This is a genomic window from Bacteroidota bacterium (assembly GCA_039821555.1).
Classification (GTDB): domain Bacteria; phylum Bacteroidota; class Rhodothermia; order Rhodothermales; family Rubricoccaceae; genus JBCBEX01.
Window position 1 is genome coordinate 191,814 of record JBCBNX010000003.1, and the last position, 16,576, is coordinate 208,389.

Annotated in this window: 5 protein-coding genes; 1 reads left to right on the forward strand and 4 read right to left on the reverse strand. The window is 69.8% G+C overall.

The window, feature by feature from the left end; genetic code table 11:
* Window positions 1-157: 157 nt before the first annotated feature.
* The 4 genes from AAFU51_05220 to AAFU51_05235 all read right to left on the reverse strand — a co-directional run bounded on the left by AAFU51_05220 (window position 158) and on the right by AAFU51_05235 (window position 15,590).
* On the reverse strand, window positions 158-4,957 hold the full coding sequence (locus tag AAFU51_05220) for a hypothetical protein (protein ID MEO1570650.1): 4,800 nt from the start codon (window positions 4,955-4,957) through the stop codon (window positions 158-160).
* Between the two features lie 126 nt (window positions 4,958-5,083).
* Window positions 5,084-9,751 (reverse strand): T9SS type A sorting domain-containing protein, encoded by a 4,668-nt coding sequence (locus tag AAFU51_05225; GenBank protein MEO1570651.1) that lies wholly within the window; start codon window positions 9,749-9,751, stop codon window positions 5,084-5,086.
* Window positions 9,752-9,871: 120 nt separating this feature from the next.
* The gene (locus AAFU51_05230) at window positions 9,872-11,776 is read right to left on the reverse strand and encodes a S8 family serine peptidase (GenBank protein ID MEO1570652.1); all 1,905 of its coding nucleotides are present in this window, start codon (window positions 11,774-11,776) and stop codon (window positions 9,872-9,874) included.
* Between the two features lie 208 nt (window positions 11,777-11,984).
* On the reverse strand, window positions 11,985-15,590 hold the full coding sequence (locus AAFU51_05235) for a T9SS type A sorting domain-containing protein (GenBank protein MEO1570653.1): 3,606 nt from the start codon (window positions 15,588-15,590) through the stop codon (window positions 11,985-11,987).
* 352 nt (window positions 15,591-15,942) lie between these two features.
* Here AAFU51_05235 and AAFU51_05240 point away from each other — a divergent pair, with 352 nt between their 5' ends.
* Window positions 15,943-16,506 carry an ECF-type sigma factor gene (locus AAFU51_05240; GenBank protein MEO1570654.1) on the forward strand — a complete coding sequence of 188 codons (564 nt, stop codon included), beginning with the start codon at window positions 15,943-15,945 and terminating at the stop codon, window positions 16,504-16,506.
* Window positions 16,507-16,576: the final 70 nt, after the last annotated feature.

The window sequence follows — 16,576 nt, forward strand, 5'->3', positions numbered from 1 at the left end:
GTAGCTGGCAGGGAGGTGAGCGGCAGGCCCGGTTGAGCGGAGGGCCCTACTTGCATAAACGGGATTGACACACTGATCCCCTCATCCACACTGCGAGTTTCTCGACCGACCAGCGGCGGCGGCTCGCTGGACTTCGAGGTCCCTAGGGTGGGTCTGTTCACCGCACGACGGTGAACCGCCGCGTGAGCGTGGCCATGGGCGTCACCGTGCGCACGATGACCGTGCGCACGATGTAGGTGCCCGCAGGCAACCGTGCCGCGTCGAGCGCGAGGGCGTGCGTGCCCGCCGCGAGCGGCCCCTCGTGCAGCATCGCCATGCGGCGACCAAGCACGTCATAGACGTCCGTGCGCGTCTTGGCCGCCTCGGGCAGGGCGATCTCGACCGTGGCTATGTGCATGCTGGGGTTGGGCCACACCTGCACGCCGAAGGCCGTCGGCAACGCCTCGGGGGCCTCACCCGGACCGGGCTCGTTCGGCACTGGGTTGACGAGCGTATCCGCCCCGATACCGAGGTCGCCCCAGGCCGTCAGCCCCGTGGCGCACAGCCGCGTGTCGTCGAGCGAGGACGGGAACGGCGTCCAGGGCGTCCCCGCGTCGGGGCGGTGCAGGACGAGGAGTTGCCCGGGCACTATGATCCCGTTTACGCCTTCGGTGTCGAGGCAGGCGGTGTAGGTCACCCCGCCGAGGCCTTCGGTCCGCAGCGTCCAGTGGCGGTTCAGGGAGACCGCGTTCGGCGTCACCGTCGAGCCGTCGGGGGCGAGCGCGCTGCCGTCGATGGGCGAGGGCTCAGGCACGATGCGCTCCCCGAAGCGCGATACGTAGAGCGTTCCTCCGGCCCGGGCGTCGACCTCTGTATTCAGAGAGGCAAGTCGGCCTCGGGTCCGGGGCGCGGCGTTGTCCGTGATCTCCACCTCGATGTCCGCGTCATCCACGACCATGCCGGTTTCGCCATCGTCCACGACGGCTTCCACGACATCCTCAGGCCGCGCGATGCGAACGCAGTCGCTGAACGCACTGGTTGTGGCGACCGGGCCGGGCGGCGTGAGGGTGACCGCGAGGAACTGGACCAGCGGTGAAGTGTCGGGCAGGAGGTCCGGGACCGTGACGCTCGTCGCCCCCCCGGCCACCTCGGAGAAGCCGAGGATGCTACCCTCGGCGTTGCCGCTTGGGCAGCGCGTGGATGCGAACACGTCCACCTCGCCCGCCGCGTCGGTACGGAGCCGGAGCGTGGCGCCCCCCTCGTCGGCCGAGGTCGCCCAGAAGACCTGCGGCACGGGCGCGGCCACAGCGGGGTAGCCGTTGTCCGCGTCGTTCAGTTCGATGGAGGGGCCATCGTTGCGGAAAAAGCTCGTCCCGCGGATCTGGTTGCCCGTCTCGCCCTCCAGCGTGACGACGCGCACGCCGCGCGAGCCGTTGCCGCGTATGAGGTTGGGCACCGGCTCGCCGCCCTCTTCCAGCGCCACGGCGGCGAGCCGATTGTCGGGCGAGGCGACGAGGATCACGCCGCCGTACTGGTTCGGGATCGACGCCGTCCGGTTGAGCGAGCCGCCGACCACGTTGCCGCCGATGAGCGTCTCGCGCGGGCTGCCGCCGGTCTCCTCGTCGAAGCTCACCAGCACGCCCGCGCCGTTGCCAGAGATCACGTTGCCGACGAGTTGGTTGGCGCGTCCGTCGCGCACCCAGACGCCAGGGAACGCCTCCTCGGCCGTTGGGGCGCGGCCGTTGCCCAGGGCGCGGGTGCCTCCGGCGTCGGTCCCGATGCGGTTGAAGGCAATGGTGTTCTCGTCGGGGCTCTGATTCCCCAACCGCGCTACCGCTTCGTCTCCACCCTGCTTCGCTCGTATCCGGGCCCACGCCGTAGCCGTGAGCGCCGGGCCGACCTCCAAGACGCCGCCGAGCCGGAGCCCGCCGTTCTCGTTGCCGGAGATCACGTTGCCGGCACCCGCTGCGCCGACCTGGTTGCGGTCGCCCACGGCGAGCCCACCCTCGACCCTACCGTACACGACAAAGCCGACGGTGTTGGGCCGCGCCTCGCCGCCCGCCGGGTCCGTCCCGATGCGGTTGCCGAGCACGGCGCTGTCGTCGCTCGCGAGGGCGAGGCCGATGGCCTGCCCGCCAATGGTGTTGTCGACGACCTGGACCTCGTTCGCCCCCAGGATCACAAGCCCGATCCCGTCGGGTTCAGCCCGCGCGAGCGCCCCGCTGGCGAGCAGCCCGACGGTGTTGCCCTCCACGACGGCCCCGGACGATCGGGGAAACTCCACGACGATGCCGAGCACGCCCGCGACGCGGTTGCCCGCGCCACCGCCGACGTCGCCGCCGATGGTCACGTTCTCCACGCCGCCGTTGTCCACGTCGGTCGTGACGGCGATGCCCGTCCCGACCTGCCCCAGCGGAGCGCTCCCCGCCGCGTTCAGCCCGACGAGGTTGCCCGCGACGGTCGCCCCATCGGGTGCGCCTCCGGGACCGAGGTCGACCAGGAACACACCGCCTCGACTGCCGCCCTCGCCCTCCGTGCCCGCCACCACGACGTTGCCCGCCCCCGCTGCGCCAACCTGCATGCCAGGCACGGCCCCGGTGACAACCACCGCCTCCTGCCCGGCGACGACCGCCGCGCTGCCGGATGCATCCGTGCCGAGGAGGCTGCCCAGGATCTGCACGCCCGTCGCGGGCTGGTCCGGTGCGGCGGTCACGTAGACCTCGTGCGCCGCGTTGCCCGCGATCACGTTGCCCGGCGCCGCGCCCGGCGCCGCGCTGGCCCCGCCGATGGTCACGCCGGGCGCGTTGACGACGAACACGCCGTGGTGGCCCGACTGGCGGGTGTCGTCGGTGCCGTTGGGGACCGCCGTCGTGCCGTTGGCGGCAAGGCCGATCCAGTTGCCCGCGACGGCGACGCCCGAGGACTCCGGCCCGGCCACATGGACACCGTGCGTAGCGTTGCCGCTGATGAGGTTGCGCTCGCCCGCCGTCGCCCCGCCGATGCGGACGCTCGGCGCGTTGAGGACGCGGACGCCCTCGCCGTTGTTGGGCAGGGCATCCGTCCCGGCCGCATTCAGGCCGATGGTGTTCGCGGAGATCACCAACCCCGACGTGCTCGCGCCGATGACGGTCACGCCTGCGGCTCCGTTGCCGGCGATCACGTTGCGCGCGCCCGGCGTGGCACCGCCGATGGTCACGCCCGTGGTGCCATCCACGACCAGACCCCCACCGCTGTTCGGGAGGGCTGCCGTCCCAGCGGCGTTCGTCCCGATGTAGTTGCCTTCGATGACGGTGCCCGCCGAGGCCGCGCCGAGGATCTGAAAGGCTACCTGTGTATTGCCCGAGATCACGTTGCGCTGCGCGGGCTGCTCGCCGCCCACGCGGTGGTTCGGCGTCTGGTTGATCACAACGCCGATGTCGTTGGGGACCACCATCGTCCCGCTCGCGTCCACGCCGATGTGGCACGCTTCCACCACATTGCCGCCCTGGCCGCCGAAGAACAGGCCCGCCGTGAAGCCGCCGATGGAGAGCCCCCGAACGACCGAGTTGCCGGCGCCGACCACGAGGCCGAGCGTCCCGCCGCCCCTGAGGCTGACGACCGGCGTGCCCGTGTAGCCTGGCTGGGTGGTAGCGTCCAGCACGATGGGCACGATGATCTCCTCGAACTGGGAGGCCACCGCGATGGTGTGCGGACCGGGGCCGTCGAGGTCGAACGTGATGGCATTGCGGGGGCCGGAGCGCCGGTTGGAGGTCGCGATGGCGGCGCGGAGCGTGCACTGGTTGCCGGGCTGCGACACGTCCACATCGCAGACATCGTCGTTCAGGTCGGCGTCGGCGTCGTCGCTGGCGTCGTTGACGGTGAGATCGTTCTCGGTGGGGACGAGGACCGCGCGGTAGGGCTCTAGTCGGCCCGCGTCTCCTTCTCGCGCGTTGCCCGCGATTACGGTTCCGTCGTCCGAAATCCTCACGAAGCTGCCGGGCCACAACGTCCGTCCCTGGAGGTCCATCCCGGCCTCCCGAAAGACCGTTTCGAGCTGCCGCCAGCCGTTCACGGCGTCCCAGATCACCTGGGTCGCGTCGAAGCTCGGCGGCCCGTTTTCGCGGACGCCTACGACGATGGACCCATCTGCGGAGAGGTCGCTCAGGGTGTAGCGAGGGTAGGTGTCCAGCGTCGGGTCGGAGTTGTCCAGCCAGGTGCCGAGTTCGATGATGGTGCCGTCGATCGAGAGGAAGGCGAGGACATCGACGCCCGAAACACCAGACAGGCGCTCCGCTCGTCCGAGGAGGGCACGCCCGTCCGCGGAGATTCGCGTCAGCCCGTCGCCTCTCGTCCATCCTGGCACAGGGATCTGTTCCGGGACTGCTGAATCCCTCCAGACAACAGACACCGTGGCTTGAGTGGGCGCGTCGCTATCTCCCGCGATCACGCTCCCATCCCCGGAGACCCCGGTGGTAAACGCTACGTTGTCACCTGGAAGCGGCGACAGCAGCGTCAGGTCGCCCTCGACCCACTTCATCGCACGGACGTCGTCGGAGCCATCCCCGTCCGGGTCGATCCGGTAGCTGCCCGCCGCCACGCGTCCATCGTTGGATACCCCGCTTACCGAAACAGAGAGCGCGCCCTCTGGCAGCGGAAGCGATGCGTAGGTCCCGTCGTTCCAGATGACGGCAAACGGGTTGAACAGCCCTGCCGAGCCCACGATGATGCTGCCGTCGCCAGAGAGGCCCCCTGGCGACACGTCTTGCTCCATGAACCGGTCGAGGTACGTGAGCGTGCCGCCTTCCCAACGCCACGTCTCTGCGGCCCCGGCCCCGCCCCCTCTCCCGCGCCCGATGACCACACGGCCGTCCCCGGAGATATCGAAGGCGAACTCCGGCGTTTGGGTGTTGTCGCTGAGGAGTTCGAAGGTCTGGGCACTGGTGGGACTGGCAGCGGCAGCCACCGCCAGCGCGGCGAGCAACAGAACGAAGCGTGGCATGGTCAGGACCGTGTAATGGCAATGATGGGCTACGATCTCATCGCGCTGCTCTGATGGACGATGGGGGCCGTGGCGGGAGAGCGGGACACCCTCTCGTGCGCAGGCTGGGGGCCCAAACGGTTCAGGTTAGCGCACGACGGTGAGCCGCCGCGTGAGCGAAGCGGTAGGTGTGGCAGCCCGCACCACGTAGACGCCCGCAGGCAGCCGTGCCGCGTCGAGCCGGAGTGCGTGCGTGCCCGCCGCGAGCGGCCCGTCGTGGAGCGTCACCACGCGGCGGCCGAGCAGGTCGACCACCTCCGCACGGACCTCCGCAGCCTGGGGCAGCGCCACCTCGATGGTGGTGCGACCGGCTGAGGGGTTCGGGTAGGCGCCGAGCGCGAACGCGTCGGGCAGCGTCTGTGTCAGGCGGTCCTCGTTCGACACGGGGTTGATGAGCGTGTCTGCTCCGACGCCGAGGTCGCCCCAGGCGGTGAAGCCCTCGGCGCACAGCCGCGTCCCCTCCAGCGTCGTGGGGAACGGCGTCCAGGGGGTGCGGGCGTCTGGCCGTTGCACGACCACGAGTTGCGTCGGGTCCGTCACGCCGCGGAGGCCGGTCACGTTGAGGCACGCGTTGTAGGTGATGCGCTCCAGGCCGTCGGCTACGAGCGTCCAGTGGCGGTTGGTGCTCACGCCCGACGGCGTCACGGTCATGCCCGATGGCGATACGGCGCTGCCTTCGACGGGGCTGAGCGGTGGCAGAACGCCCTCGCCATAGGCCGACACGTAGAGCGTCCCGCCATCGGCCTGGGCACCGTCGATCTTTGCGCTCTCGGTTGTCCCATCGCTGTCTGTGACGGTCAAGCTCTGGGCCACCAGGCTGCTCGTGTTCGAGGTCACGTCCAGTTGCAAGCCGTCGTCGTCGAACACAGGCCCCGTCTCGCCGGGGGCGATGGGCACCTCAGCGGTGTTGTCGGCAAGCGCTACGCGTGTGCAGCGGCTGAGCGCGCTCGTCGTCCCCGTGGCTCCGGCTTCCGTGACGTTGAGAGCGAGATACCACTCGAAGAGCGAGACGTCGTCGGGCAGGGCCTCCAGCGGCACCGTCACGGCCCCCGCGCTCACGGGCAGCGTTGAGATGACGGAGCCCTCAGCCTCGCCGTTGGAGCACCGCGTCGAGAGGAACACGTCGGCCTCGCCGCTCGCGCCCACGGCGGCGCGGATCGTCACGCCCGCGTCGGACGGGTTGCGGAACGCGGTGTAGATCGTCGGCGGCTGCGGGGCGACGGCTGGGTATTCGAGTTCGCCGTTGAGCAGCTCGATCGACGGGCCTTGGTTGCGGAGGAAGGCCGTTGCGCGCACCTGGTTGCCGCGCTCGCTCTCGAACGGGCGGATGAGCACGCCGCGCCCGCCGTTGAACGCGACGACGTTGCCGACCGCCTGGCCGCCATCGGCGAGCGGGGCCGCGACGAGGCGGTTGCTCGCGGAGCCGAGGGCGGCCACGCCTGCAAACTGGTTTGGGATTGCCGTGGCAAAGTCGGAGCCGACGCCAATGCCCGACCCCGCGATGGTGACGGCGCGCGGGTTGCCGACAGGCTCCTCGTCTTCGACGTACCCGAGGATCAACACGCCGATGCCGTTGCCAGAAACGACGTTGGCGAGCAGGCGCGCGTCGCGGCCGTCGCGCACCCAGATGCCCGGGAACGCTTCTTCTTCGTTGCCGCTGCGGCCGTTGCCCAACTCGCTACGGCCGGACTGGTCTACGCCCACGCGGTTGTAGGCGACGACGACGCCGTCGGGGTTCGCGCTGCCCGCGAAGCGGTGTGCCGACGCGTCGAAGGTATCGGTAAACAGGGCGTCACGCACGGGCGCGGTCGCGGCAAGCCGTTGGGCCGCAGGACGCAAGTCAGGAGCACCGTGAAGCGCGGCGCCAGGCTGCCGGAGCCCACCGTCCTGGCCAATGGCGAGGCCTACTCCGCCGATCCAAACGCCGCCACGCTCGTTGCCGGAGAGTACGTTGCCCGCTCCCTCGGCCCCAATCACCACGCCGTTGCCTACCTCCGGCCCGTCGGGGACCTCGCCGGGGACGTAGACCCCGACCGTGTTAGGCCGCGCCTGGGTCCCCGCCGGGTTGGTCCCGATGCGGTTGCCGAACACGCCGACCTCATCGGCCTCCGCGAGCAGACCGAAGACGTAGCCCCCGACCGTGTTGCTGACGACCTGCGTGCCGTTGGCGCCCGACACCCAGATGCCCGCGACCGGGCGCTCGGAGAGGGCGAGTTGCCCGTTGGCCCGCAGCCCGGCGACGTTGCTAGCGATGACGGTGCCGCTGGAGCCCGGTCCGAACACGCCGATCGCGAAGCCCGGCCCGGCGACGCGGTTGCCAGCCGCAGCGTCGTCCCCGCCCACCACGACGCGCTCGACGCCGCCGTCGTTCTGCTCCGTGAGCACCCCAATGCCCGTCGCGAGGTTGCCGAGCACCGTGTTGCCGGTGGCGTCGAGGCCGACAGTGTTCGCAGCAACCGTCCCGCCGTCGGGGGCCCCCGCCGCCCCGAGGTCGATGAGCCAGACGCCGCTCTTCTGCCCACCGTCGCCCTCGCGACCGGCCACGATGACGTTGCCCGCCCCGGCGCGGCCGATCTGCGCATCGGGGGCGGACGCCGCCACGTAGACCGCGACTTCGCCGCCGACGAGTGCGGTGCTGCCCGCTCGGTCGGTGCCGACGAGGTTGCCGAGCACCTGCGCGCCGCTCGCGGGGGCGTCGGGCGTGCCGGTGACATAGACACCGTGCGCAGCGCTCGCGGCGATCACGTTGCCGGGAGCGGCCCCCGGGCTGCCCGTCTCGCCACCGACGACGGCGTTGGGGACGGAGATGAGGGCGACGCCGTGGTGGCCGTCGCGCGCCGTAGCGTCGGTGCCGTTGGGGAGCGCCATCGAGCCGTCCGCGCCGACGCCGATCCAGTTGCCGAGCACCTGCACCCCGTCGGCCTCGGCGCCGACCACATAGACGCCATGCGTGGCGTTGCCGCCGATGAGGTTACGCGCCGCCTCGTCAGAGCCGCCGACCCGCACGCCCGGTGCACGCTCGATACGGACGCCTTCGGCTTCGTTGGGCACAGCCGCGGTCCCCGCCGCATTCATGCCGATGCGGTTGCCCGCGAGGACGATGCCGGTGGACGCCGGGCCGGTCACGAGGATGCCAGGCCCGGCGTTGCCCGCGATCACGTTGCCCTGCCCTGCCTCGTCGCCGCCGACGGTGTGGTTGGGCGAGCCATCCACGACGATGCCGAGGCCGTTGGCGAGCGCCGTCGCCCCGTCCGCGCCGACACCGACGTAGCTCCCCTCGACGCGGCTGCCGCCTGCGCCCGTGAGCCGGATGCCTGCCCCGCCGAAGCCGCCTACGGCGAGGCCCAGGACGGCGCTTTCGGCTTGATCAAGGACGAGACCATCGCCTGAGACGCCGGTGCCACGCACGACCACGAGCGGTCGGTCGGTGTAGCCGGGCTGCGTGGTGCCGTCGAAGATGGTCGGCGCGGTGAGCGAAGGGAGCGCCGAGCGGACGGTGATCGTGTGCGGGCTGTTGCCCTCGATCTCGAACAGGATTTCGTCGGGGCCGGTGCGGGCGTTGGCGGTCTGGATGGCCGCCCGCAGCGTGCACTGGACGCCCGCCATCGCGCTCACGTCGCACTCGTCGTCGTTCGGCGACGGGTCGGCCTGGTCGCCGTTGGTGGTGACGCGGATGCGCGTGTCGGTGACGCCGTAGCGGTAGGATAAGTTGACGCCCGTGTCGCGATTGCGGGCGGTCCCCACGACGACCTGGCCGTCCTGCGACAGGTACGCATCCCCAAAGCTGAACGAACTCGTAGATGCTCCCGTCTCCTCGATGAGGGCGTCGATGAAGCGCCAGCCGTTCTGGGCGTCCCAGAGGCACGGGGCCGCGCTCCCGCCGCCGCAGCGGGCGAGCACCACGGTGCCGTCGGCGGAAAGCGCATAGGGCTCCCACTGACCGCCCGGAGCGGAGGCGTCGTAGCCGGGGTAGGTGGGCAGTTGGGTGACCGTCGAGCCGGACCAGAGCCACACCTCCTCGGCGAGGCTGCTGGACCCGGCGATGGAGCGGTTGTTGAAGCCGAGCACCACGGTGCCGTCGGCGGAGACTGCGACGGCCTGGGCGTTGAAGGGTTCGCGCCCGTCGATCTTCGCCAAGGGCGGCTCGGAGGGGGTGCCGACGTCCCACCGCATCGCCACCGTGTTGACCCCGGGAGCGCGTCGGAAGCCTGCCCGAACCCTACCGTCGAGGCTGGTCGCGAAGACGGCCGAGCGATCCGCGCGGTTGTGCCCGTCGGGCATCGCCAAGACCGTGATCACGCCCGTCTCGAGGCTGAGCACCGCCGCCTGCGGAGGCCGGTTCGTGGTGCCTGCCACCTCGCGCTCGTAGGACCCTGCGACGAGGCTCCCGTCGGTGGAAATGGTTTCGACGCGGAAATCGTCTACGCCCGGCGGGCTAATGACCGTGAACCCGTTGCCGATCAGCGTACCCACGACATCCGGCGTCCGCGAGAAGTCCGTCCCGACGATGATCGCTCCGCCGCCGGAGATGGCCTGCGGTGAGAACGTGATCGAGTCGGGAATGCCGACGAGCGCCGACACCGTCCCGGCTTCCCAACGCGATGGGTCGAGCGACGCACTGCCATCCCGCGCCCGCCCGATCAGCGTCGAGGCGGTGCTGTTGATGTCGGTGACCGTGAAGTTGTCGATCTGGATGTATTGGGCGTCGGCGGGGAGTGCGGCGAGCAGAGCGAGGGCCAGGAGAAGGAGACGCATGGACGAGGAAACCAGGGGATACAGGAGCACGGTGCCTGTAGTGAATCACGCAAAGCGGGGAACGATCTCATCATCGCCGCTCGCTTTTTTTCGTCGCGTCTGGTTGGTGCCCGCGTAGCGTCAACGCACGACGGTGACCCTCCGCGTGAGCGTGACGTTGGTCGTCGCAGCACGGACGACGTAGACGCCAGCCGGAAGCCGAGCGCCGTCGAACGCCAGCGCGTGCGTCCCCGCGTCGAGTAGGCCATCGTGCAGCGTCGCCACGCGGCGGCCGAGCAGGTCGAACACCTCGGCGCACACGTCGGCGGCCTCGGACAGCGTCACCGCTACGGTGGCGGAGGCAGACGTCGGGTTCGGGTACGCCGACAACGTGGCAGTCTGCGGCGCGCCTACATCTTCGGCGTTCGTACCCCGCAGCACCTCCTCCACCGCGGCTAACGCGTCGACCTTGCCGTAGCCCCACTGCGGGTTCGGGACGGTCCCTGTGAAGGCGTCGGCGCGGGCCGTCTGCTCCAGAATCGCGCGCACCTCCGCGGCGTCGAGCGTCGGGTCGGCCTCGAGCATCAGCGCGACGATGCCGGTGAGCACGGGCGCGGCACCGCTCACGGCCCCGAGGATGCCGTAGGGGTCCAGGCCATCGTCCACGACGTTGAAGCGGAACGTGTTGAAATAGGACCGAGCCCCGAACGCCGCGATGTTGGAGTTGCCGGGGACGCTCACGGAGATCCCGCGCCGCCCGTCGTAGGTCGGGCCGACCCCGCTGCCGGTCCAGAGCGCGCCCGGCCCCACGTCGTTGCCGGGGTAGCTGCGCGCGATGCCGTCCACGTCGGTCCAGGTGTCGCGGAGGACATACGAGTTGAGGCCGAGGTTCTGCTGCGCCGACGCCCAGTCCCAGACGGTGTAGCCCGACGTGACGAACGACGCGAATCGGTTCGGCGGGGCCCCGATGATGTTCGAGGGATTGAGCGACGCCTGGAAGCCACCGTCGCCCACGCTCGTGCCGGTGAGGCGCACCGTGTAGGTGCCCGTCGTGGCGCTGTTGAAGTCGATGAGCAGCTCGCGGCGGCCGCTCGTCGCGCCCCAGAAATCCGTGCCCACGCCGTTGTGGAAGAGCGTGAAGCCGGGGCCGCTCGCGCTAGCACGCGCGCCGTTGCCGGGCGGCACATACGGCCCGTTCACCGTCCCGTCCGGCGCGACGACCTCGACGGCAAGCCGGTCGCTGCCGGCGTACCACAGGTCGAGCCGTAGGAACGTGCTCGCCTTCTCGATTTCCAGATCGACGGTCTGCGCAGCGTTAACGGTACCAGCGGCATGGTTGTCGACGCCGCCGTCGTCGCTCGACCCGGTGATGAACACGCGGCCGGGGAAGCCGGGCCCAAACCGCGCGTCGATGTCGCGGGCGCGGGCACTCGTGCCGTCCATCGGCCCCCCGCTCGACCCGAAGTTGGCGAGCACCACGAGCGGCTTGCCCTCGGCCTCGGCGAGCCCGATCACGTAGTCGAGCGCGACGGGGAGCAGGTCGGGACGGTAGAACGGCGCCTCGGCTGGCTCGGAGCCGTGCGCGGGCGCGCCCTCGCTAGTGAACTTGACGATGACGAACTCGACGTCGGGAGCCATGCCAGCGTAGCGCCCGTCGGAGGCGGCCCCGTTGCCCCCGGCGATCCCGGCTGTCGCCACCCCGTGCCCGACGGCATCGCGGTGCCCGAGCGGTGTCCCGGCAGAGAGTGCGGCGTCGATCTCGGCGCGGGTGTAGACCGTCCCGAAGCTGGTCGGGTTGTCCGCGTCCCCCGCCCCCGCGTCGTCGATGAGGTCGTAGATCGCGAGGAGGCGCGTGGTGCCGTCGGCGTTGCGGAAGTCGCGGTGCGTCGGGTCGATGCCCCGGTCGAAGACGGCGACGAGGACGCCCTCGCCGGTGAGGCCGTATTGCTCGCGCACGTCCTGCACCCGGGTCTCGGCGCGGACGCGCTCGTCGGCGTGGACGCGCGGTGCGAGGAGGAGCAGAAGCGCGGCGAGGAGGTAACGCATGACAGTCGGGGGCAGGTGAGAGCGGGCGGTCTACTCTCAGCTACGGCCTCTGCGTGCGGATCTCATCACTGCGCCCACGCCGACCGGACGCCGCCCTCATGACCAGCAACCCTCATGACCAGCAACCCTCATGACCAGCAACCCTAGAACAACAGGCGCCCCCCTGCGAACAGGGAGGCGCCGTGGCGTTGCTCTTCGCCGGACGCGTTTAGCGCGACACGATCATCGAGCGGGTGAGCGTCTCCGCACCCGCCCGCAGGCGGAGGAAGTAGGTCCCCGCCGCCAGCGTGGAGGCGTCGAAGGCCAGCGAGTGCCGCCCAGCTTCCATCTCATCGTTGGCCAGCGTGGCCACCTGCTGCCCGAGCACGTTGTAGACGTGGATCACCACGCGCTCCTGCGTCGGCAGCGCGAAGTCGACGGTCGTGCTGCGGTTGAACGGGTTCGGGTAGTTCGGCGCGAGCGTCAGCTCGGTCGGCAGCCCGGCCTCGTCTTCGTTCGAGACGGGGTTGCCAAAGGCAAGGTCGTCCCAGTAGTAGGTCGCGTCGACCATACCCGGACGCGGGCCGCCCGAACGACACCAGAAGTCGAAGAAGATCGACGCCTTCGTGTAGTCGAAGTCGAGGTTCAGCGGGGCGGTGCCCATGTCCTCGTTGGCGAAGTCGAAGACAAGCGTGTGCCACGCCATCGCCTCCGTCGTCGTGGCCACCGTCTCGACGCTCTCACCGGCGTTGTTGACGTTCTCCACCTTGAGGAGCACCGGGATGCCGACCTCCGGCGACCAGACGCGCGCTGTCATGATCGTCGCGTCCGTCGTAAACGGAATCGGGGCGGTGAAACCGGTCACCTCACCGACGGTGGTGCCCGCGAAGCAGGTCTCGCCCATCGGGCGGAACGTCTCCACGACGGTGTTGGCTGCGTCTTCCGGATCCTCGACAATCATCGACATGGCGTTGCCGAAGTCGACGAGTTGGTAGTCGACCTCCTCCTCGAACGTGACCGGGAGCGCGACCGGCGGCGGCAGCGCGTTGACGTCGGCCAAGTCAATAGCGAGGAGTTGGTAGCCGTTCGTCGCCGGATCGTCGAACGTGAACTGCCCCACGACGCCCGTGAAGATGAACGGGCCGCCCGGGATCTCCGTGCCGTCGATGTCCGAGTCGTCGGCGTTGCCCACGCGGAGGACGCCGGTGCCGGTGCCGTCGGTGACCTCGTAGTTGGTCCGCTCGGCGAAGGTGCCCATCTCGGCTGTGGTGAGGGTGAGCTGGACGAGCTCGGCCTCGTAGGCCTCCCCGTTGGCGTTGAGTTGCTCCACGGTGATGGCGACCGGCGCCGGGACGCCCGCCGTCTTGCCGACCATATACGAGGCGAGGTCGTCCTCGTTGATTTGCTGGAGGCCGCGGAACGTCGAGAGGGTGCCCGTGAGCGTCAGGACGGTGCCCGGCGCGATGGTGCCGTCGGCGACCTGGTCGAAGAACATGCCTTCGGTCTGACGGATCGTGAGGCCCGCCGTGGCGTCCTGGATGTAGGCGAAGTCGCCGCGGGCGCGCGTGACGATGCCCGTGATGGTCACCTCGTTGCCGTCGCCCAGGGCGCGGGCGTCAGCGATGGTGGTGCTCCCCATGTCACCGCTGCCAAAGGCGAGGTCGTCCCAGTAGTAGGTCGCGTTCATCATACCCGGGCGCGGGCCGCCCGAACGGCACCAGAAGTCGAAGAAGACCGACGCCTTCGTGTAGTCGAAGTCGAGGTTCAGCGGGGCGGTGCCCGTGTCCTCGTTGGCGAAGTCGAACACGAGCGTGTGCCACGCCATCGCCTCCGTCGTCGTCGCGACCGTCTCGACGCTCTCGCCGCCGTTGTTGACGTTCTCGACCTTGAGGAGCACGGGGATGCCCACCTCTGGCGACCACACCCGCAGCGACATCGTGGTCTCGTCCATCGTGAACGGAATCGGCGCGGTGAAGCCGTTCATGTCGGCGACGGTGGTGCCCGCGAAGCAGGTCTCGCCCATCGGGCGGAACGTCTCCACGACCGTGTTCTCGGCGTCCTCGGGGTCGGCCACGATCATCGAGGCCGCGTTGCCGAAGTCGGCCAACTCGTAGTTGATCTCCTCCTCGAACGTGACCGGGAGGGCGATCGGATCGGACGGCGCGCCGCCGAAGACAACGTCGTCCCAGTAGTAGGTCGCGTCCATCATGCCGGGGCGCGGACCGCCCGAGCGGCACCAGAAGTCGAAGAAGATCGACGCCTTCGTGTAGCTGAAGGCAAAGTTGATCGGGGCGGTGCCCGCGTCCTCGTTGGCGAAGTCGAACACGAGCGTGTCCCAGCCCATCGCCACCGTCGTCACCGCGATCGTCTCGACGCTCTCACCGGCGTTGTTGACGTTCTCGACCTTGAGCAGCACAGGAATGCCCGCCTCCGGCGACCAGACGCGTACCGACATTGTGGTCGCACCCTCGGCGAATGGGAGCGCCTCGGCAAAGCCGGAGAACTCCGCAACGGTGGTGCCCGCGAAGCAGGCGTCGCCCATCGGGCGGAACGTCTGCACGACGGTGTTCGCCGCGTCCTCAGGGTCGGCGACGATCATCGACATGGCATTGCCGAAGTCGGCCAGCTCGTAGTCGATCTCGTCCTCGAAGGTGATCGGGAGCGGGATGCCTGCGTTGGGGACGGTGATGTCGCTCTCGTTGATGGCGAGGAGCTGGTAGCCCCCGAACGGGTCCATCTCGGAGAACTGCCCGACGACGCCCGTGAAGTCGAAGGAGCCGGTCGGGATGGGGAGGCCGTCCACGTCGGAGTCGTCGGCGCCTACCACGCGGAGCGTGCCCGTGCCGCCGCCGTCGGTGACGTCGTAGTTGGTGCTGGCCTCGAAGGTGCCCATGGCCATCGTCGTCAGGCCGAAGACCGAGACGACTTCACCCTCGTAGTTCTCGCCGTTGTCGAGGAGCTGCTGCACCGAGATCACCGTGGGCGCGGGCGAGCCGCCGTCGCCGCCGACGGTGTAGCTCGAGAGCCCGCCGCCGTTGATCTGCGTGAGGTTGTTGAACGACGAGAGCGTGCCCGTGAGGACGACGTTGGTGCCCGGCGCGACGGTGCCGTCGGCGACCTGGTCGGCGAACATGCCGCTCGTCTGGCGGATCGTGAGGCCGCCGGTGATGTCCTGGATGTAGGTGAAGTCATTCTTCGAGCGGGTGACCGTGCCGACGACCGTCACCTCGGCGCCGTCGCCGAGCGCACGCGCAGCGGCAATGCTCGTGAAGGTGGGCGTGCCACCGAAGCTGACGTCGTCCCAGTAGTAGGTCTCGGCCGCGACCGGGACTTCACTCGGGCACTGGAAGTTGAAGAAGATGGAGCCCTTCGTGTAGGCGAAGCCGAAGTTGACCGGGGCCGTGCCAGGCACCTGGTTGGCGAAGTCGAAGACGAGCGTCTCCCACGCGCCGCCGACGGTCGTGGCGACCTGCGTCTCGACGCTCTGGGTGGGATCGCTGACGTTCTCGACCTTGAAGCGGACGGTCGTGCCCGCGAAGGGCGTCCACACGCGGATCGACATCGTGGTCGCGCCGTCGGCGAACGGCAGCGGCGAGGCGAAGCCCATCATGTTGGCGACGGTCGTGCCCGCAAAGCAGGCTGCGTTGGCAGGGCGGTCCGTCTGAACCACGGTGTTGGCCGCGTCTTCGGGGTCGACGACGAGCATCGACATGGCTTCGCCGAAGTCAACGAGTTCGTAGTCGATGTCCTCCTCGAACGTGATCGGGAGGGTGACCTGCGCGCTCGCGAGCGGGGCCGCAAGCAGACAACAGGCAAGGAGTAGGGCTCGGGTCATAGTCAAGGAGGAGGAGGGGGACAAGGGTGAACCGGTCGCGGCGCACGGCGCGCGACGGAGACGGGTAGGGAGAAAGGCCATAAGAAAGCGCTTTCTCCCAAGGAATATGACGCTTCGCGCGGTGGCTTGCAAACGTTTTCATGGAATCGATCCCGGAAAGCGGGCTCCTCCATGTCCTCCACATGTCCCCGCCCACGCAGTCAGTCTGCCCGACACCGGACTTGGGGCCCGCGGCCGCTCGCGGCAAGCCGATGTCGTTCGGACTGGATAGCCCAACCGTCGGCCCGGGGTATCTTCGCCCCTCACACCCCGGAGAAGCGCTACCTGCCCCACCCTCTCAGCGTACCGCCTCATGTCTCTGCCTCCGCACGAGGTCACCCGCCTGCTCGCCGCCGCCAACGACGGCGACGACGCGGCCCTGGACGCACTGCTGCCGCTGCTCTACACGGAGCTGCACGCGCTCGCCCATCGCCAGCGCCAGCGCCAGCGCGGCCCAGCCACCCTCAACACGACGGCGCTGCTGCACGAGGCCTACGAGAAGCTCGCCCACGCCGACGGGCAGTACGCCAACCGCAGCCACTTCTTCCGCATCGCGGCGCAGGCCATGCGGCAGATCCTTGTGGACTATGCGCGGCGGCGGCTGGCCGTCAAGCGCGGCGGCGGCGTGGGCGCCGCGACGTTCGAGGACGGCGGCTTCGCGCCCGACGCCCGCTCAGAGGAGATCGTCGCCCTCGACGAGGCGCTCGTCCACCTCGCTCAGCTGAGCGAGCGGCAGGCGCAGGTGGTCGAACTGCGCTACTTCGCCGGGTTCACGCTGCCCGAGGTAGCCGACCTGCTCGGCATCTCCGCGGCGACGGCGTGGCGCGACTGGGCCGCCGCGCAAGCCTGGCTCCAGCAGGCGCTCGGCGAGGGGTGATGGTGTGAACGCATTCGACACCGGGAGCGGAATAGCGCAGGACGTGGTGCATGTCGGCCCCGATCCAATA